Annotated in this window: 16 protein-coding genes and 1 riboswitch; of the genes, 9 read left to right on the top strand and 7 right to left on the bottom strand. The window is 67.2% G+C overall.

Translation table 11 applies throughout. The annotated features are described in order from the left end of the window. Window position 1: 1 nt before the first annotated feature. From ACRQ5Q_RS28255 to ACRQ5Q_RS28275, 5 genes are read right to left on the bottom strand one after another with little or no spacing between them, the layout of a single operon-like run. Window positions 2–631: a precorrin-8X methylmutase gene (locus tag ACRQ5Q_RS28255; RefSeq protein WP_439393198.1), complete on the bottom strand. Its 630-nt coding sequence runs from the start codon at window positions 629–631 to the stop codon at window positions 2–4. Continuing rightward, the gene (gene cobG, locus ACRQ5Q_RS28260) at window positions 631–1,794 is read right to left on the bottom strand and encodes a precorrin-3B synthase (RefSeq protein ID WP_439393200.1); all 1,164 of its coding nucleotides are present in this window, start codon (window positions 1,792–1,794) and stop codon (window positions 631–633) included. The genes ACRQ5Q_RS28255 and cobG overlap by 1 nt, the downstream gene beginning before the upstream one ends. Then, on the bottom strand, window positions 1,791–5,039 hold the full coding sequence (gene cobN, locus ACRQ5Q_RS28265) for a cobaltochelatase subunit CobN (RefSeq protein ID WP_439393202.1): 3,249 nt from the start codon (window positions 5,037–5,039) through the stop codon (window positions 1,791–1,793). The genes cobG and cobN overlap by 4 nt, the downstream gene beginning before the upstream one ends. Beyond that, a complete protein-coding gene (gene cobW, locus ACRQ5Q_RS28270; RefSeq protein ID WP_439374431.1) occupies window positions 5,039–6,073 on the bottom strand; it encodes a cobalamin biosynthesis protein CobW in 1,035 nt (344 codons plus the stop codon). The genes cobN and cobW overlap by 1 nt, the downstream gene beginning before the upstream one ends. Further along, a complete protein-coding gene (locus ACRQ5Q_RS28275) occupies window positions 6,070–6,444 on the bottom strand; it encodes a DUF1636 family protein (RefSeq protein ID WP_018647636.1) in 375 nt (124 codons plus the stop codon). Before ACRQ5Q_RS28275 ends, cobW begins: the two co-directional genes overlap by 4 nt. Before the next feature lie 96 nt (window positions 6,445–6,540). Continuing rightward, a riboswitch (cobalamin riboswitch) is annotated at window positions 6,541–6,761 on the bottom strand. 40 nt (window positions 6,762–6,801) lie between these two features. Here ACRQ5Q_RS28275 and cobO point away from each other — a divergent pair. Together cobO and ACRQ5Q_RS28285 are read left to right on the top strand one after the other, a co-directional pair. Beyond that, window positions 6,802–7,437 carry a cob(I)yrinic acid a,c-diamide adenosyltransferase gene (gene cobO, locus ACRQ5Q_RS28280; protein ID WP_439374429.1) on the top strand — a complete coding sequence of 212 codons (636 nt, stop codon included), beginning with the start codon at window positions 6,802–6,804 and terminating at the stop codon, window positions 7,435–7,437. A gap of 5 nt (window positions 7,438–7,442) precedes the next feature. After that, window positions 7,443–8,891, top strand: a complete 1,449-nt coding sequence (locus ACRQ5Q_RS28285) for a cobyric acid synthase (protein ID WP_439393204.1) — start codon at window positions 7,443–7,445, stop codon at window positions 8,889–8,891. Here ACRQ5Q_RS28285 and cobD read toward each other — a convergent pair. Together cobD and cbiB are read right to left on the bottom strand one after the other, a co-directional pair. Continuing rightward, on the bottom strand, window positions 8,880–9,845 hold the full coding sequence (gene cobD / locus ACRQ5Q_RS28290; protein ID WP_439393206.1) for a threonine-phosphate decarboxylase CobD: 966 nt from the start codon (window positions 9,843–9,845) through the stop codon (window positions 8,880–8,882). The two genes, ACRQ5Q_RS28285 and cobD, sit on opposite strands and share 12 nt — an antisense overlap. 11 nt (window positions 9,846–9,856) lie before the next feature. Further along, window positions 9,857–10,798 carry an adenosylcobinamide-phosphate synthase CbiB gene (gene cbiB, locus ACRQ5Q_RS28295; protein ID WP_439393208.1) on the bottom strand — a complete coding sequence of 314 codons (942 nt, stop codon included), beginning with the start codon at window positions 10,796–10,798 and terminating at the stop codon, window positions 9,857–9,859. Window positions 10,799–10,919: 121 nt separating this feature from the next. On the opposite strand from cbiB, the gene cobU reads away from it, so the two are divergent. The 7 genes from cobU to ACRQ5Q_RS28330 all read left to right on the top strand — a co-directional run bounded on the left by cobU (window position 10,920) and on the right by ACRQ5Q_RS28330 (window position 17,873). Continuing rightward, on the top strand, window positions 10,920–11,423 hold the full coding sequence (cobU, locus tag ACRQ5Q_RS28300; protein WP_439393210.1) for a bifunctional adenosylcobinamide kinase/adenosylcobinamide-phosphate guanylyltransferase: 504 nt from the start codon (window positions 10,920–10,922) through the stop codon (window positions 11,421–11,423). Next, window positions 11,420–12,202: an adenosylcobinamide-GDP ribazoletransferase gene (gene cobS / locus ACRQ5Q_RS28305; protein WP_439393212.1), complete on the top strand. Its 783-nt coding sequence runs from the start codon at window positions 11,420–11,422 to the stop codon at window positions 12,200–12,202. Before cobU ends, cobS begins: the two co-directional genes overlap by 4 nt. A 4-nt stretch (window positions 12,203–12,206) precedes the next feature. Next, the gene (gene bluB / locus ACRQ5Q_RS28310) at window positions 12,207–12,839 is read left to right on the top strand and encodes a 5,6-dimethylbenzimidazole synthase (protein WP_439374423.1); all 633 of its coding nucleotides are present in this window, start codon (window positions 12,207–12,209) and stop codon (window positions 12,837–12,839) included. Between the two features lie 170 nt (window positions 12,840–13,009). Next, window positions 13,010–13,192 (top strand): hypothetical protein, encoded by a 183-nt coding sequence (locus tag ACRQ5Q_RS28315; RefSeq protein ID WP_439374422.1) that lies wholly within the window; start codon window positions 13,010–13,012, stop codon window positions 13,190–13,192. Further along, entirely contained in the window at window positions 13,185–14,225 is a 1,041-nt protein-coding gene (locus ACRQ5Q_RS28320) for an ABC transporter substrate-binding protein (RefSeq protein ID WP_439393214.1), read from the top strand. Before ACRQ5Q_RS28315 ends, ACRQ5Q_RS28320 begins: the two co-directional genes overlap by 8 nt. After that, the gene (locus ACRQ5Q_RS28325) at window positions 14,222–16,927 is read left to right on the top strand and encodes an ATP-binding protein (protein ID WP_439393215.1); all 2,706 of its coding nucleotides are present in this window, start codon (window positions 14,222–14,224) and stop codon (window positions 16,925–16,927) included. Before ACRQ5Q_RS28320 ends, ACRQ5Q_RS28325 begins: the two co-directional genes overlap by 4 nt. An 85-nt stretch (window positions 16,928–17,012) precedes the next feature. Beyond that, window positions 17,013–17,873: a L,D-transpeptidase family protein gene (locus ACRQ5Q_RS28330; protein ID WP_439393217.1), complete on the top strand. Its 861-nt coding sequence runs from the start codon at window positions 17,013–17,015 to the stop codon at window positions 17,871–17,873. Window positions 17,874–17,921 lie beyond the last annotated feature (48 nt).

Genomic DNA, 17,921 nt, shown 5'->3' on the forward strand with positions numbered 1-17,921 from the left:
GCTATTCGCTCCGGCTCGCCAGCGCGTTGACGGCGGCAACGCTGATCGCGGAACCGCCGAGGCGGCCCTCGACCGTCAGCGCCGGTACGGGTGGATCGGCCATCAGCGCGGCCTTGGACTCGGCGGCACCGACGAAGCCGACCGGACAGCCGATGATCGCCGCCGGCCGCGGGCAGTCGCGATCCTCGAGCATGTTGAGAAGATGGAACAGCGCGGTCGGCGCATTGCCGATCGCGACGATCGCGCCGTCGAGATGCGGCCGCCACAGCTCCAGCGCCGCCGCCGAACGGGTGTTGCGCATGGACTGGGCGAGTGCGGGGACGCGTTCATCGCCGAGCGTGCAGATCACGGCATTGTCCGCCCGCAATCTCGCGCGCGTGATTCCTTCCGAGACCATGCGCGCATCGCACAGGATCGGCGCGCCCTTCTGCAGGGCGGCGCGCGCGGCGGTCGCCATGCCTGGCGTAAAGCGAATATGCGCTTCGAGGCCTACCATGCCGGCGGCATGTATCATCCGCACGACGACCTGCTCCTCATCGGGTGTGAAGCGGGCAAGATCGGCCTCCGCGCGGATGGTCGCAAAGGACTGCCGGTAGATCGCCGCGCCATCGGTCTCGTAAACGTGCGGCATCAATGCCCTCCGATCAGGATGGAGGGATTGCCGACGATGTCCTCGTGGTTCAATCCACGCAGGACGGGCTCGTCGCGCGTCGACCCGCCACGCACGAGATCGAAGCCCGCGCCGGTCGCGACCAGCGTGATCGCAGCGTCACCGGAATGCGCGCAGCCCTTGGCGCAGCCGGAGACATGAAGCCGTGCGGCAGAGCCAATGTTCGGCGCAAGCGCGGCTGCCAGCGCGCGGGTATCGGCGTGGGCCTCGCGGCAGCTCGGCGCACCGCTGCACGCAATGACTCGCAGCGCCGGGTCACGGGCCTCGGTGATGAGGCCGGCGGCGGACGGCATGGTCCGCTTGCCTTCGCTCAAGACCATCCGCCAGGGCGTCATGCGCAGCGCGTGTCCGCAACCGGCGAACTGGTTGAGCGTCGCATGCGGCATCTGTCCGAAGGCGACCCCGACCAACGCGCCATACGGATAGAGGCCGGGACGCGCCGCGGCCACGACCGGTGCGGGTTCAGCCTCGCCTCGCAAAGCCTCGGGCAATACCGCACCAGCTGCGAGATGCGCGGCCATGCGGCCTCGCCCACCCCTGGCACCGCCCGATGTCACGAACCAGCTTGCGAGCGCGAGCGCAGCGGCTACGGCCTCGCCGCGTGCGACAGAACGGCCGTGCTTGGCGCCATCGGCCCGCACCAGCAGCCCGCCGGTGCGATCGCGCTCGATCCGCACGTCAGCGGAATCGCCGGCGAGCACGCGCGAGGTACCGTCATCGACGGCGAAGCCGAATTTGGTCGGGAGCCCCAGCGAGCACGCCTCGAGCGCCTCTTCGAGCTCGGCGACAAGCGCCTGGGTCTCGTCGCCCGCGCGCCAGAACGGTGTCACCAGGATGTTGCGCCGGGATTCGGCGTCGGGGTCCGGATCGAGCAGCGCAAGTTGCGCGAGGCCCTCGACCAGCAGCCGGTGGCTGCTTTCGCTGACGCCCCTGATCTGGAGATTGGCGCGGCTGGTGACGTCGATCAGGCCGTTGCCGTGGCGTTCGGCCAGATGGGCAAGTCCGGAGATTTGCGCGGTATCCAGCCGCCCGCCGAACGGGCGCACGCGGACGACGAGCCCGTCGCCCGATTGCATCGGCCGCAGCGCCCCCGGGCACCAGCCCTTGACCATGGCCGCGCTCATGAGGCCTCCTTGAGCGCCGCCGCGATCGAATTGCGGCGGGTCCGCCAGAGTGAGGCCTCGTGCAGGCGCGCGAAGCAGGTCTCCATCGCCGCGAGCCCCGCCGGATTTTCGCGGGCCATGAACGCGCTGACGTCCTCGTTGCCGAGCGTTGCGTCGTAGTAGAGATCGAACAGATGCGGTGGCACGGCGCCCGCCAGATGCGCGAAGGCGGCCATGTGCTCCAGCGTCGCGGTGATCTCGGCGGCGCCACGAAAGCCGTGGCGCATCATGCCGGCGATCCAGGCCGGATTGGCCGCGCGCGCACGGACCACGCGCGAAATCTCCTCGGTCAGTGTGCGCGCATGCGGCTGGTCGGGGCGCGTTGCGTCGAGATGATAGAGCGATGGCGCGGTCCCGCCGAGCTGCGCTGCGGCGGCCGCGATCCCCGCTTCATGCGCGGCGTAATCGGCGGCCAGCAGGAGATCGGTTTCCGGCAAGTCCTGGACGTGGACGAAAGCATCGGCCGATGCGAGCCGTTGTTCGATACCGGCACGATCGGGCCTGATCTCGCCGTCGGCGGAGAATGCCCAGCACGATGCCGACAGCCAGGCTTCGCCGGCGGCCTCGCGCGTCTCGGACGTGAAGGCATCCGGGATCGCCGACAGGCCGACGCCATATTGGCCGGGGCGCGGTGCGAAGACGCGGGAGGTGCGGTGGCGATACGGATTCTCATCGCCCTCGTCCTCGCGCCCCGCGAGCGCCTCGGCGGCGGCTTCGAACAATTGCGCAAGGCCTGCGAAGACATCGCGGAACAGGCCCGACACGCGCAGGGTGACGTCGATGCGGGGGCGGCCGAGCTCGGCCGGCGCGATGATGTCGTAACCCGTGACGCGGCCGGAGGCGTGATCCCAGCGCGGCGCAAGACCGGCCAGATGCAGCGCCATGGCAAATTCCTCGCCCGCTGTGCGCATCGTCGCCGAGCCCCAGAGATCGACGACGAGGCCCTTCGGCCAGTCGCCGTGATCCTGCAGATGGCGCCGCAGCAGCTCCTCGGCAAGTCTTGTCCCCTGCGCATGCGCCGACGGCGTCGGCACCGCGCGCGGGTCGACGGCAAAGAGATTGCGCCCGGTGGGCAAGACGTCCTGACGGCCGCGATAGGGCGAGCCCGACGGCCCCGGCGCAACGCGATGCCCTGCAACCGCAGCACGCAGCGCATCCCGCTCCGCCCCGCCGCAGGCGCCGCGGCCGAACACGTGCAGGCCGTCGCCGAACTGGCTTTCCTTGAGATCGCAGACGAAGCGGTCGATGCGCGGGATGGCTTCGGCCGGTGCGGCCGATGCATCTATGCCGAGATCGTTCTCCAGTCCTGCTCCGCGCGCCTCGTCACGGATTGCCGCGATCAGGCGCTGGCGGCGTGCGGGATCGAGGCCGTCGGCGGTCGAATATTCGTCGAGGAGCCGTTCGAGCCGGCGCAGGCCTTCCGGCACTGCGGATGCTGCGAGCGGCGGCGGCAGATGGCCGATCGTCACCGCGCCGATGCGCCGCTTGGCCTGTGCGGCCTCGCCGGGGTCGTTGACGATGAAGGGATAGATGACGGGGAGATCGCCGATCAGGGCTTCCGGCCAGCAGCCCGACGACAGCGCAACGGATTTTCCGGGCAGCCATTCCAGCGTGCCATGCGCGCCCATGTGCACGACGGCATCAATCCCCTGTCCGTGGAGCCAGAGATAGAACGCGACATAGGCATGGCGCGGCGTGCGGGCGAGATCGTGATAGTCGGCATCGCGCGTGGTTGTATCGCCGCGCTCCGGCTGAACCGCGATGATCGACTTTCCGCACACGATGCCAGCGAAGTGAAACGCGCCGTCGCGGCAGCTCGGATCACTTTCCGGCGCGCCCCAGGCTCGCGCGAGATCATCCTGCAGCGATTGCGGCAGGCGCGCGACCGCGTCGCGATAGTCGGCGAGGCTCCAGGTCAATTGCTGCTCGAGCAGCGTCTCGCCGAGCGCATGGACCGGCGCGACGTCGAATCCGGCTTCCGCGAGATCGAATACCATGGCTTCGACCGACGCCAGCGCATCGAGACCGACCGCATGCGCGATCTGGTGGGGACGGCCCGGATAGTTCGAGAGCACGATCGCAATGCGCTTCTCGACGGCCGGTGTCACCGCCAGCCGCCGCGAGGCCGCGACGCGCGCGGCAACGGCCGTCACGCGCTCCTCATCGGCCCTGTGGGCCAGATGCGAAAATTGCAGATCGGGATCGCGCTCCGCCGCTGATTTGAAGCTCACCACGCCGGTGAACACGCGGCCGTCGACCTCCGGCAGCACCACATGCATCGCGAGATCGCCGGGCGAGAGGCCACGGAGCGATTCCGCCCAGTCCTCACGCCGCGCCGTCGAGAGCGCGACCTGGAATACCGGACAGATTGCGGCCTCGAACGGCGTCGTGCCATCCTCGCCAACCGCAGAAAACGCCGTCGCATTGACGATGGCAGCCGCCGGATTTTGCGCGAGATACGCGCGCAGCCAATCGGCAACGCCCGCGGCCTTCAGCGAGGTGACGAACACGCCATGCGCGTCAAAGCCCTTTTCGCGCAACGCCGCGATCAGGGCATCGACGGGTCCGGTGTCCGCTGCGGTGAGATAGGAGCGATAGAACGTCACCAGCGCGTGCGGCTTTCCTTCCTCCGCGACCGGCGCCGGGATGACGCCGCGCGAGGGATCGTAAAAGCCCATCTCAGGAACGGTCATCTCGCCGACGACCGGACCCGCATAAAGCCCCGAGGCGAGCGCGAGCTGTGCAATCGCCGCTTGCGCCGCGACGGGCCCGCCGTTGTCGCAGAGCACCTTGAGCCGCCGCAGCGTCGACACCGGCAAGGTCGAGTACACATCGAGCCGGGAGTCGTCGCGGCCGTCGGCGGGCAGCACGGCCAGAACGATGCCGCGATCTTTGGCCAGTTGCTGGAGCGCCGCGAGGCCATACGGCCAATAGGATTCGCCGCCGATCAGGCGCACCAGGATGCCGCGGGCCTGCGACAGCGTGCGCTCGATATAGGTATCGACCGAGAGCGGATGACGGAGTTCGGCGAGATTGGCGAGCCGCAGCGACGGCAGGCTGTCACGGCCACGCCGCCAGCCGGCCGCAAACGCGGCAAGGTCGGAATCCGAATACGAGAGCACCACGAGATCGGCCGGATCCTGGCCGATGTCTCTTGGCGTCGCGGTCTCCTCGAGACCGCGGCTCTCGCGGAAGACGACGTGCATCAGATACCTAGTCCTGACCTGATCGCGGTCTCGTCGATATCGCCATGCTCGCCGATCACGACGAGCTTTGACTGCCTGAGACCCGCGCCCCAGGGTCGGTCGAACTGGTGGCGCACGCGCTCGCCGACCGCCTGCAGCAGCAGGCGCATTGGCTTGCCGGCGACGGCGATGTAGCCCTTGGCGCGCAGCACGTTCTGCTCGCGCGCGAGACGCTGGACGGAAGCGACCAGCGCATCGACATCCGAAACCTCCGGAAGATCGATCACGACCGAGGCGAAATCATCGTGCTCGTGCTCCTCCTCGCCATCGTGATGCGACGGACGCGCGGCGAGATCGTTCTCGGCAGCCGCGCCGAGACCGAGGATGACGCGGGCATCGATCGCGCCGTCGGTGACGGGCAGCATCGGCACGCGGCGCGGCATCTCGGCGGTGATCGCCGCCTTGGCGGCTTCGATGCCGGCACTACCGGCGAGATCGGCCTTGGTCAGCAGCACGATGTCGGCGCAGGCGATCTGGTCCTCGAACACTTCCGACAGCGGCGTCTCGTGATCGAGATTCTCGTCTGCTGCGCGCTGCGCCTCTACCGCATCCGGATCCGGCGCGAAGCGGCCCGCGGCCACCGCCTCGGCATCGGCGAGCGCGATGACGCCGTCGACCGTGATCCGCGAGCGGATCTCCGGCCAGTCGAACGCCTTCAGCAGCGGCTTGGGCAGCGCCAGACCCGAGGTCTCGATCAGGATGTGATCAGGCCGCACCGGCCGCGCCAGCAGTTGCTCCATGGTCGGAATGAAATCGTCGGCAACGGTGCAGCAGATGCAGCCATTGGCGAGCTCGACGATGTTCTCTTCCGGACAATTGGCATCTGCGCAGGACTTCAATATTTCACCGTCGACTCCCGCGCTGCCGAACTCGTTGACGAGCACCGCGAGCTTCTTGCCGCCCGCATTGCTGAGCAGATGCTGGATCAGCGTCGTCTTGCCGGAGCCGAGGAAACCGGTGACCACCGTGACAGGGACTTTTGCGAGCGAGTTCATTCGGCGGCCTCCGGCACGACGGCAATGGGGGGAATGCGGGCAAGCGACTGCTTGCGGAAGATCTCGGGACGGCTGCGCCAAGGCACGAGGCCATCTGGCGCGGCCGCATAGGCCGCAGCGCCAGCGACGACGTCCTGCGCGTTCGCATCGGACAGGCGGCCATAGACATAGGACCAACGGCCGGGCGCGCTGAGCGCGACAGAGCAGCCCTGGCTGCAGGCCGACAGGCATTCGACGGGAACCACATTGACGCCCTCGGGCACGCCCGCCTCGAGGATCGCACCATGCAGGCGCTTGCCGGGCGTGGTCTCGCCCTCACCAAGCGTTTGGCCGGCGCGGCAGGTGATGCAGACGTGAAGTGTGACGGTCATCGCCTCTTCCAGGATAATCAGCGGGAGGCGATGAGGCGCGCGGACCATACTCCTGAAGGCCCGCTTCCCCGTCGCGGAACACCCCGTCCGCCGGTCCAAAACTCGTCCGCGCTGGCAGGTCTCCCGGCTTGCGGAGCAGGGTTTTGGCCCTTCGATCCCCGCCTTCCCGATCCCCGCGGGAATCAGTGGCTTTGGGCATCTCTCCGATCACGGTCGCGGGGGCGGCTGCATTTTGGACCCAAATCTTGCCGATTCGGACCCTATCGCATTCCCTCTTCGCCTGTCATAGGACAGGAACCAACGCCGGGCCACCATTTGCCCCCGGCCGCCTCTTGTCAAGCCGAAGGACCCGATCCGATGACGCCTGAACCGGATACCCAGACGGCCGATGAAACCGACGCCCGGCACGCCCAGAAGATGGCGAAGAAGAAGGCCGCCCGCGACAAGATCATGGCGACCAAGAGCGGCGAAAAGGGCCTCATCATCGTCCACACCGGCGCGGGCAAGGGCAAGTCCTCCTCCGCCTTCGGCATGATCGTCCGCTGCGTCGCCCATGGCTTTCCCTGCGCGGTCGTGCAGTTCATCAAGGGCGCCTGGGATACCGGCGAGCGGCGCCTGCTCACCGGCCATTTCGGCGAGCTCTGCCAGTTCCACGCCATGGGCGAAGGTTTCACCTGGGAGACGCAGGATCGCGCCCGCGACATTGCCGCCGCGCGCGCCGGCTGGGACAAGGCCAAGGAGCTGATCCTCGATCCGAACCTGCGCATGGTGGTGCTCGACGAGATCAACATCGCGCTGCGCTACGACTATCTCGACATCGCGGAGGTCGTGGAATTCCTGACGACGCAGAAGCCTCCGATGACGCATGTCGTGCTCACCGGGCGCAACGCCAAGGACGAGCTGATCGAGATCGCCGACCTCGTCACCGAGATGACGCTGGTGAAACATCCGTTCCGCTCCGGCATCAAGGCGCAGGCCGGCGTCGAGTTCTGAATTCGATGGCGCGCGCATTGATGATCCAGGGAGCCGGCTCGGACGTGGGCAAGTCGCTCATCGTCGCCGGCCTTGCGCGCGCCTTCGCGCGGCGCGGCCTGCGTGTGCTCCCGTTCAAGCCGCAGAACATGTCGAACAACGCGGCCGTCACCGTAGATGGCGGCGAAATCGGTCGCGCCCAGGCGCTGCAGGCCCTCGCGGCCGGCGTCGAGCCACACACCGACATGAACCCGGTGCTGCTCAAACCCGAGACGGATGTCGGTGCGCAGGTCGTTGTCCACGGCACGCGCATTGCGACTGCACGTGCGCGGGAATATGCGGCGATGAAGCCCTCGCTGATGGGCGCCGTGCTGGAGAGCTTTGAGCGGCTGAAAGCGCGGGCCGACCTCGTGCTGGTCGAAGGCGCCGGCAGCCCCGCCGAGGTCAACCTGCGCAAAGCCGACATCGCCAATATGGGCTTTGCGCGCAAGGCCGACGTGCCCGTCGTGCTGGTCGGCGACATCGACCGTGGCGGCGTCATCGCCCAGCTCGTCGGCATCAGGACGGTGATCGACCCCGACGATGCCGCGATGATCCAGGGTTTTGTCATCAACAAGTTCCGCGGCGATCCCACACTGTTCGACGACGGCTACAAGCTGATCGCGCAGAAGACCGCCTGGCGCGGCCTCGGCGTGCTGCCCTGGTTCGCGCGTGCCGGCGAGCTTCCGGCCGAGGACGCGCTGGGCCTGAGCGATGCGCGCAAGCCGGGCCAATGCAAGATCGCCTGCCTCGCGCTGTCGCGGATCGCCAATTTCGACGATCTCGACCCGCTCAAGCTCGAGCCCGGTGTCGATCTCGTGATGGTGCGCCCGGGGGACGCGATCCCCGGCGATGTCCGTCTCGTCATCATCCCTGGCTCAAAATCCACCCGCGGCGATCTCGCCTTCCTGCGCGCGCAGGGCTGGGACATCGATCTGCTCGCGCATCACCGCCGGGGCGGCCATGTGCTTGGCCTCTGCGGCGGCTATCAGATGCTCGGGCGCGGCGTCGCCGACCCTGAAGGCATCGAAGGCCCCGCAGGAGACACCCCAGGCCTCGGGCTTCTCGACGTCGCGACGGCGATGAGCTCGCAGAAGACGCTGACGCGCGTCTCCGCGGTGCACGCGGCGACCGATCAGCCGATCGAGGCCTACGAAATCCACATCGGCCGCACCGACGGGCCCGATCGCGTGCGGCCCTTCGCGAAGCTGAATGGCGAGCCGGAAGGCGCGATCTCCAGGGATGGCCGCGTGCAGGGCAGCTATCTGCACGGTCTCTTCACGTCCGATGCTTTCCGCAAGGCGTATCTGGCGAGGCTCGACATCCCCGCGGGCGAAGAGCCCTACCACGTCAGGGTCGAGAGCGCGCTCGATGCCCTTGCCGACCACGTCGAAAAGCATCTCGACGTCGAAGGCCTGCTCGGGCTAGCGCGCTAGAACCTCGCCAAGGCGCGTCCATTCCGATTCGCTACCGGCAAGCCCGAGCCGCAACCATGTCGGCTTCTGCGCGAACACGCGCGACCAGATGTAAGCCCGCGCCAGCTTGTCCTGCGCGGCCAGCGCGTCAGACGTCTCGTAAAGGCGAAACAGCGGCGTGCCGCCAATCAGCGCCCAGCCTTGCGACTGCACCATCGCGTCGAGCCTTATGCTGTCGCGCACGAGCCGCGCCGAGGTGGTCTCGGCCCAGGGATCGTCACGCAATGCGCGGCAGCCGATTTCGATCGCCGCTCCCGAGACCGGCCACGGGCCCGATGCTGCCGCGAGCCTGGCGACATCGGCGGCATTCCCGATCGCGAATCCAAGCCGGAGGCCGGCAAGACCATAGAATTTGCCGAAGGAGCGCAAGATCAGCAGTCCCGGCCGATCTGCGTCCGACGCGAGCGACACATGCGGAACGGCATCGGCAAAACTCTCGTCGATGACGAGACGGCCAACGCGCGGCAGCAGTGCCAGCAAATCCCTTGCCGCATAGTTTCGGCCATCGGGATTGTTGGGATTGACGACGATGGCGAGATCCGCGCTGACCAGCGCGCCAAGTTCGCTGACCTCCTGCACATCCCAGCCGGCTGCCGAGAGCACCCCGGCATATTCATTGTAGGTCGGCGCGAGGATGCGCGCGCGGCCAGGTGACGCGAGTTGCGGCAGCAATTGAATGGCGGCTTGCGCGCCGCCTATCGCAACGAGCGGTGCACTCGTGCGGTAAGCGTGCCGCGCCGCCTGATTCAACGCCTCGATCTCAGCCCGCGACGGCAGCGCAGTCCACGCCCGCGCGCTCACCTCGCCGACGGGATAGGGCACCCGGTTGATCCCGGTCGACAGGTCGATCCAGGCCTCCGCGCGGCCGCCAAACCGCTGCTGGGCCAGATCCAGATTTCCACCGTGCTCGCGCATGCCCCGTTGTTTCACGCGAAGGCCAGGATCGCAAGGACGCCGGCGAGCAGCAGCATGGCGCGGCGGTAGACCGCGAGCCCCCCGCCGATGTCGGCGGGATTCGGATCGCGCGCGCCTTCGTTGAGCCAGGGCTCCTTCGTGACGCTGCCATGATAGATGCGGGGGCCGCTGAGCCGGACGCCAAGCGCGCCTGCCATCGCTGCTTCCGGCCAGCCGGCATTGGGCGAGCGATGGCGACGCGCATCGCGCGTCATGCACGACAATGCTTCGGACGGTCTTGGTGCCAGCAGCACGAACAGAAACCCGGTCAGCCGTGCCGGAATGAAGTTGGCGACGTCGTCGATACGCGCCGCGGCCCAACCGAAGGCCTCGTGCCGTTCGCTGCGATGGCCGATCATGGAGTCCAGCGTGTTGATGGCCTTGTAGCCGAGAATGCCGGGCAGTCCAAACAGCGCGCCCCAAAACACCGGCGCCACGATACCGTCGGAGGCATTCTCGGCGAGGCTCTCGATCGCGGCGCGCGCGATGCCGGCTTCGTCGAGCGCCGCGGGATCGCGGCCGACGATGCGCGACACGGCCTCGCGTGCAGCGGCGATGTCGCCGGCCTGCAAGGGCCTCGCGACGGCGGCAACGTGATCATGCAGCGAGCGCAGCGCGACCAGTGGCCAGGCGAGCACACCCACCAGCACGACCTGGATCCAGCCCGAAGCAAGCAAGAACTGCAGCATCCAGCCAAGTGCGATGGAGAGCGCAATCGCCAAAAGCGCTCCCACGACACCCGCAGCGCGTCGAAGTGCCGGCGGATCGGAGGCGCGATTCCAGCCGGTATCGATCGCGCCAATCAGGCTACCTAGCCAGGTCACGGGATGGCCGATCCGCGCGAACAGCCACGACGGCCAGCCCAAAAGGGCATCCACCGCCATCGCCACCACCATCGCGCCCGCCAAACCCACATAGACCTCCTGTCCTGCCCCTGTTGCGCAAAGCGAGGGGCGAGCGCAAGCCCCTGGCGGCCCGATTTCGGCTTTGTCTTTGGCCTCGTTTGGTGATTAGTGCTGCCGGCAGGAGACTTTCATGGCCGTCATTCTGATCACCGGCGGAGCGCGATCGGGCAAGAGCACGCGGGCGGAAGCGCGTGCGCGCGCCTTTCCGGGACAGCCCGTCTATGTCGCGACGGCTGAGGCGCTCGATGGCGAAATGCAAGCGCGCATCACCAGGCACCGCGCGCGGCGCGGAACCGACTGGATCGAGCGCGAGGTGCCGCTGGATCTCGTGCCCGCTCTGCTCGCAACCGATGGCGGCGGCGCAAGGCTCGTGGACTGCCTGACACTGTGGCTTTCCAACCTGATGCATGCGACGCGCGACTGGGAGCGCGACGTGAGAGAGCTTGCCGGCGCCCTGCCCCGCCTGAGCAGCCCCGTTGTCTTCGTGACCAACGAAGTCGGCCTCGGCATCGTGCCCGACAATGCGCTGGCGCGCAGCTTCCGCGACGCCGCCGGGATCATGAACCAGATCATCGCTGGCGTCGCCGACGAGGTCGAGTTCATCGTCGCCGGCCTGCCGATGAAATTGAAATGATCCCGCGCGCCGAACTTTTTAAAGACCTCGTTGCCGATCTCAGGATGGCGGCGTCGTTCGTGACGATCCTCCCCGTGGCATCGTCGAAGCCTGCCGCTGACGGCACCGTCGCGCGCGCGACCTGGGCGCTCCCCGTGGCCGGACTGATGGTGGGCCTTGCCGGCGCTATGGTCTACGAGATCGCCATCCGCCTCGGGCTGACACCGAACCTTGCCGCCCTGCTTGCGCTCGCCACGACCGCGCTCATCACCGGCGCGCTGCACGAGGACGGCCTCGCTGACACCGCCGACGGGCTCGGTGGCGGCCGCACGCGCGAGCGCAAGCTGGAGATCATGCGCGACAGCCGGATCGGGACTTACGGTATTTGCGCGCTCATCCTGTCGTTCAGCCTGCGCTGGAGCGCGCTCGCGGCGATCTCCGGTCCCTTCGCCGTCACGCTGGCGCTGTGCGCTGCGCATGCTGCGGCGCGCGCGGGCGTCCCGGCTTTCATGTCGCTGGTGCCGCCGGCGCGACCTGATGGCCTCTCCGCCAGCGCCGGATCACCGCCGGGCCGCAGCGTCGCCATTGCCTTCGCGATTGGAACGCTCGTGCTCGCCCTGGCGTTGGGGCCGGGCAAGGCACTGGTCGGCCTGATCCTGCTCTCTCTCGCCGGGCTGCTGCTGGCGCGGCTCGCCATCCGCCAGATCGGCGGGCAGACCGGCGACATTCTCGGCGCATTCGAGCAGATTGGCGAGATCCTGATCCTGCTGGTCGCCGCGGCCTTGCAGACGGGACGCTGATCTCATGGTCGAGTTCGACGACACCTTCCGCCGGCACCTGCGCGAGTTGTTCGTGTGGCGACGCGACGTGCGCCGCTTTCGCGGCGATCCGCTGCCCGAGGGCGCCATCGATCACCTGATCGAGACCGCTTGCCTTTCGCCCTCGGTCGGCCTGAGCCAGCCCTGGCGCTTCGTCATCGTCGACGATCCCGCACGGCGCCGCGACATCATCGACGATTTCAAGGCATGCAACGCGGATGCACTCAATTGCTATTCCGGAGAACGCGCTGCACGCTATGCTACGCTGAAACTGTCGGGTCTCGAACAGGCGCCGGGCCACCTCGCCGTGTTCGCGGACAAGGCCAGCGACATCGGCCACGGCCTCGGCCGCGCCACGATGCCGGAGACGACGGAATATTCCGTGGTCGCGGCGATCACCGCAATGTGGCTCGCCGCGCGCGCGGAAGCCATCGGCCTTGGCTGGGTGTCGATCCTGAACCCGGATCGCATTCACGCCATTCTCGACGTGCCTGAGGCCTGGAAGTTCATCGCCTATCTCTGCATCGGCTATCCCGAAGTCGAATGCGACCAGCCCGAGCTGGAGCAGGCGAAGTGGGAACACCGGCGCGGCGCGGACGAATTTACGCTGCGGCGTTAAGACCGCACTCTCCTCCGTCATTGCGAGCGGCTTGTCCGCCGAAGCTCGAAGAGCGAAGGCGGAAGCGAAGCATTCCAGAGTCTTTCCACAGAGGGATTCTGGATTGCTTCGTCGCAAGGGCGCCTCGCAATGACAGTGGAGAGGCACTCGCCGGACGCCGAATTGGAGCGATGACCGCGCTGGTGGTCGGCCGTTATCCAACCAGCGACTCTTTCGGCGCGCGGGAATACGGTATCGGGCTGCGCATGGCTGCGAATGAGCATTCACAAGCGCTTTTTCATCAATTGTGGTCGCTAGCCTTTCGGGATATGCACAGCGTCAGGGACAACTTCTGCGAAACATTTCATGACTGAGCGGCCCGCTCCTGCCCGCGTGCCGGCGGTCGGCCGCCGCGATCTCCTTCGCCTGGCGGGCGCAACTGCTGCGGGATGGCTCGGGCTCGGCGCAAGGCGGGATCGCATGCGGATCGTCGCAACGCTGACGGCATTGCCGCTCGACGACGAGCTGACCAAAAGAAGCATGACTGAAGCTGCGACCACGCGGCTTGGCGGGCTCATCGCGGGCCTCAGGCAACGAGGCTGGGTCGAAGGGGTCAATTTCCGTTTCGAGATCCGGTCGAGCTTCGGCGGACCGGACAGGTTGAAGACCGCCGTGCGGGAGCTCATCGATCTCGGGCCGGATGTCATCCTGACCGGCTCGACCGGGGCAACCGCGGCAGTGCTGGCGGCCACAAAGACCATGCCGATCGTTTTCGCGACCTCCAACGATCCCGTCGGCAACGGCTTCGTCGAGAGCCTCGCCCATCCCGGCGGCAACGTCACGGGCTTCACCAGCAGCACCGCCGAGATGGGCGGCAAATGGCTTCAGCTCATCAAGGAGGCCGTGCCGGACATGACGCGTGCCGGGGTCCTGTTCAATCCGGCGAGCACGGCTCGCGCCGGGCGCTTCTTTCTCGACTCCCTCGAGCAGGAAGCCGCGACAACAGGGATTGACGTGGTCCTCGCCCCCGTCGGTCAGGCAGCGGAGATCGATGCGGCGATAAGCCGCTTTGCCGAGCCGCCAAAGGCCGCGATGATCTCGCTCGTCGACAGCTTCCTGGTGGTCAACCGCCAGGCGATCGTCGCGGCAACGGCGAAGTACCGCGTCCCGATGATCTATCCGTTTCACTACTTCATGGATGCGGGCGGACTGTTGAGCTACGGTCCGACGCTGGAGGTGCGCTCGGCCGACTATGTCGACCTGATCCTGCGCGGCACCAAGGCTGGGGACCTGCCAGTGCAATCGCCGCGCAAATACGAGCTCCTGATCAATCGCACGGTCGCCCTCACGCTGGGATTGACGATACCATTCACGCTGCTCGCGCGCGCCGACGAGATCCGCGAGTGAACGAGCAGGTCGGCCAGGGACATTTGCCCACGCCTCGCGGCCGGCTGTTCCGGAAATATCTCTACTCGATCGTCGCGCTCGCCTTTGCCTCGCTCGCCATCAACACCGGTTTCGACGTCTGGTTCTCCTATCGCGAGCAGAAGCAACTCCTCGCGGCGACCCAGCGCGAGCAGGCCGCAAGCGCCGCCATCCAGATCGGCCAGTTCATCGGTCAGATCGAGAACCAGATCAGATGGCTCTCGCGCCTGCCTCCGGAGCTGTCGACCAACGAAGACGATCGCCTGAACGCCATCCGCCTGCTGCGCCTCTCGCCCGCGATCGCGGAAATTGCCGAGCTCGATGCGCAGGGCCGCGAGCAGGTGCGGGTCTCGCGCCGCGTCGCGGACAGGGTCGGCAGCAAGGCCGACCTCTCCACCTCGCCGGCCTTCCGCGGCGCCAATGAAAGTCGCGCCTATTACGGGCCCGTGTACTTCTTCGGCGACACCGAGCCGTTCATGACGCTCGCCACACGCGGGACCGGCCGCCAGCCCAATGTGGTCGTCGCCGAAGTCAATCTGCGCTTCATCTGGGACCTCGTCGCCGGAATCAGGGTCGGCAACACCGGCAAGGCCTATGTGGTCGACCGCACCGGGGTCTTGATCGCGCATCCGGATCTGTGGCCGGCACTGCGCCGCAGCGATCTCTCGGGACACGCTGACGTGCGCGCCGCGCTCGACGGTGTGGGCCCGCCCTCCAGCGGCTTGGTCAAGGAGGATCCGTCGGGCCAACGCGTTCTCTCGACTTACGCGACGGTGCCCTCGCTCGGCTGGCTGGTGTTCGTCGAGCTTCCGCTCAGCGAGGCCTATGCCCCGATCTATGCGTCGATCGGACGTTCCACGTTTCTTCTGGTCGCCCTGCTTGCCATTGCGGTGCTGGTGTCCCTCTGGCTCAGCAGGCGCATGACGGTGCCGATCCAGATGCTGACGCAGGGCGCGCGGCGGATCGGAAGCGGCGATCTCGGCCTGCGGCTCGCGATCAGGACCGGCGACGAGCTGGAGGCGCTCGGTGAGCAGTTCAACCGGATGGCGGCTCACTTGCGCGATTCCTATGCCACGCTCGAGGGCAAGGTGATCGAGCGGACCTCCGAGTTGGAGAGGGCGCGTGATCAGGCCCTGGCCGAGCACGATGCTGCCGAGCGCGCGCGCAGCATTGCCGTGCAGGCCAACGAGACCAAATCGCGCTTCCTTGCCGTCGTCAGCCACGAGCTGCGCACGCCGCTGAACGGCGTGATGGGCGTGCTGCAACTGCTCGACGACGGCAGCCTTGGCGAAGTGCAGCGGCGCCACCTCGCCACCGCCGCCGCATCGGGCGAAACACTGATCGCACTGGTCGATGCGATCCTGGAATATGCGCGCCTCGAGGCCAGCACCGAGACGCTGGAGACGCGCGACTTCCGCCTCGACCAGCTGATTGAGGCCGCCGCCGACCTGATGCGCCCGCAGGCCTTCGACAAGGGACTGACCTTCGATCTCGCCAGCGACGCGACGGTCAACATCTCCGTGCACGCCGATCCCGTCAGACTCAACCGCATCCTGCTCAACCTGATCGGCAACGCAATCAAGTTCACCCCGCGCGGTGGGATCGTTTTGACGGCGGCCGCCGAACAGCTCGATGATCACGTCCTGCTGCACATCACCGTTCGCGATACCGGCATCGGCATCGCGCCCGACATGCATGAGCGGATTTTCGAGGACTTCGTCCAGGCCGACGACAGCATTGCACGGCGGTTCGGCGGCACCGGTCTCGGACTTGCGATCGCGCGCCGCCTCACGCGCCTGATGCGGGGCGAGTTGACGGTGGAGAGCACGCCGGGCGCCGGCAGCACCTTCACGCTTGACGTGCCGCTCGGCCGCGCCGCGAGCGGCATCGCGCAAGGCGCGCTTCCGACTCCATCACGGCAGCTCAGCGTGCTGCTGGTCGACGACGATGCTGTCAATCGCGAGGTCGGCGAAGCCATTCTGAACCGGCTCGGCCATCGCCCTACCCTTGCCGGGAATGGCGCCTCCGCGGTCGCACTCGCCCGCGAGCAGGCGTTCGATATCATCCTGATGGACCTGCACATGCCTGACGTGAACGGTGTCGAGGCGGCCTTGAAGATCGGCAAGCTCGGCTTGCCGAAGGTGCCACGCATCATCGGCGTGACCGCCGACGTCTCCACCCTCGCCCGCGAACGACTCGCCGGGGCCGGCATCGCCAAGGTCATCAGCAAGCCGATCCTGATCAATGCGCTGCGTGAGGCGATCGAAGACACTCAGGACGAGCCGGCCGCCGCGCAACTCGCCGCGGGCGCATTGATCGACCGGCAGTTCCTCGACGACCAGAAAGCGCTGCTGGGCGCGGCACAGATCGCAAGGCTCCATCATCTGCTGCAGGAGACCAGCGACAGGCTGATCGAGGACATCAACAGCGCCGCCGCTGCCGGCGATCGCAAGCAGCTCGCGCGCTCCACGCACCAGCTCGGCAGCGCCGCCAGTGCGCTCGGCCTCGTCCGCCTGTTCGAACGCTGCCGCGAGGTCGAGCTGGCGGCGCCCTCGATGATCCCGCCGGAGTGGCAAAGCGTCGCGCGCGAGCTCGCCGCACTTCGGAAGGCCTCGATCAGCGCGCTGGACGATCTCCTTGCGCCGGCCAGGCGGCGCGCGGAGATCGGCGTTAACCATCGCTGACGGTTCCAGCCTGAGCGACATCGCTTCGAAGTTTCTTAAAGTTTTGCTGGGTACCTCTTCCATGCATGGTGACCGGGGGAAAGACATGAGTAAGCGGGCCAAACGTGGAAAGGCGGAGACGCTCGCACTGCCAATGGCCGCGAGAGTTGCGGTTGGCGTCGTGGCCGTCGCCGCATTGGGGTACGGTTTGCTGGCGCGCCCGACGAGCGTGCAGCCGGCACGGAAGCCGTCCGCATCCGAAGCCCAGGCGTCGTCAACCCCGGTCTACGTGGCACCTCCAGTTCATGCATCCGCGCCGGCGCCGGCCCCGATTCCAGCCCCGGCGCCTCTGGTCGAGCCGCCAAGAGCCGACGCTGACGTTCCCGGAGCATTGGTTCGGCAGGTGGTTGACTACGCCAGCCGCCAGACACCGGGCACCGTGATCATCGATACCAAGAACACATTCCTTTATTTCGTTCTGAACGACACGCAAGCACTGCGCTACGGCATCGGTGTTGGCCGCGAGGGTTTCACATGGTCCGGTGAGCAGACTGTGGCCCGTAAGGCAGAATGGCCGGATTGGCATCCGCCTGCGGAGATGGTCTCGCGTCAGCCCTATCTGCCGCGGTTTATGGCAGGCGGCCCCGGCAATCCGCTCGGCGCACGGGCGATGTATCTGGGCGAGACCGAATATAGAATTCACGGCACCAACAAGCCCGATACGATCGGGAAGCGGGTTTCGTCCGGTTGTATCCGGCTGACCAATGAGGATGTCGTGGACCTTTATGAGCGGGTGAAAGTCGGAGCGAAAGTGATCGTGCTTCCGGCGACCGCTGCCCCTCGACCATCCCAGGGAGCGCCCGACGCCGCTTCCCGATCGCCGGATCCGGCATCGCCGTCGAACCGGCCCTCCGCAACGAACGCGCTGAAGCCGTCATCCGGACCGAAGATCGCCGAGGCCCAATGACTCGGTCCTCGGTCTGCAACTGATGACAAGGCGGTTCAAGCCGCCGCT

Origin of the sequence: Bradyrhizobium sp. PMVTL-01 (genome assembly GCF_051861855.1) — a bacterium.
Taxonomy (GTDB): Bacteria; Pseudomonadota; Alphaproteobacteria; order Rhizobiales; family Xanthobacteraceae; genus Bradyrhizobium.

Bases quoted from the DNA above. Each gene is read 5' to 3' on its own strand.
- ACRQ5Q_RS28285 (WP_439393204.1), top strand. From the start codon at position 7,443: ATGGCGCGCGCATTGATGATCCAGGGAGCCGGCTCGGACGTGGGCAAG.
- cobO (WP_439374429.1), top strand. From the start codon at position 6,802: ATGACGCCTGAACCGGATACCCAGACGGCCGATGAAACCGACGCCCGG.
- ACRQ5Q_RS28330 (WP_439393217.1), top strand. From the start codon at position 17,013: ATGAGTAAGCGGGCCAAACGTGGAAAGGCGGAGACGCTCGCACTGCCA.
- cobN (WP_439393202.1), bottom strand. From the start codon at position 5,039: ATGCACGTCGTCTTCCGCGAGAGCCGCGGTCTCGAGGAGACCGCGACG.
- cobW (WP_439374431.1), bottom strand. From the start codon at position 6,073: ATGAACTCGCTCGCAAAAGTCCCTGTCACGGTGGTCACCGGTTTCCTC.
- cobD (WP_439393206.1), bottom strand. From the start codon at position 9,845: ATGCGCGAGCACGGTGGAAATCTGGATCTGGCCCAGCAGCGGTTTGGC.
- ACRQ5Q_RS28320 (WP_439393214.1), top strand. From the start codon at position 13,185: ATGACTGAGCGGCCCGCTCCTGCCCGCGTGCCGGCGGTCGGCCGCCGC.
- cobU (WP_439393210.1), top strand. From the start codon at position 10,920: ATGGCCGTCATTCTGATCACCGGCGGAGCGCGATCGGGCAAGAGCACG.
- ACRQ5Q_RS28315 (WP_439374422.1), top strand. From the start codon at position 13,010: ATGACCGCGCTGGTGGTCGGCCGTTATCCAACCAGCGACTCTTTCGGC.
- ACRQ5Q_RS28275 (WP_018647636.1), bottom strand. From the start codon at position 6,444: ATGACCGTCACACTTCACGTCTGCATCACCTGCCGCGCCGGCCAAACG.
- cobS (WP_439393212.1), top strand. From the start codon at position 11,420: ATGATCCCGCGCGCCGAACTTTTTAAAGACCTCGTTGCCGATCTCAGG.
- cobG (WP_439393200.1), bottom strand. From the start codon at position 1,794: ATGAGCGCGGCCATGGTCAAGGGCTGGTGCCCGGGGGCGCTGCGGCCG.
- ACRQ5Q_RS28255 (WP_439393198.1), bottom strand. From the start codon at position 631: ATGCCGCACGTTTACGAGACCGATGGCGCGGCGATCTACCGGCAGTCC.
- bluB (WP_439374423.1), top strand. From the start codon at position 12,207: ATGGTCGAGTTCGACGACACCTTCCGCCGGCACCTGCGCGAGTTGTTC.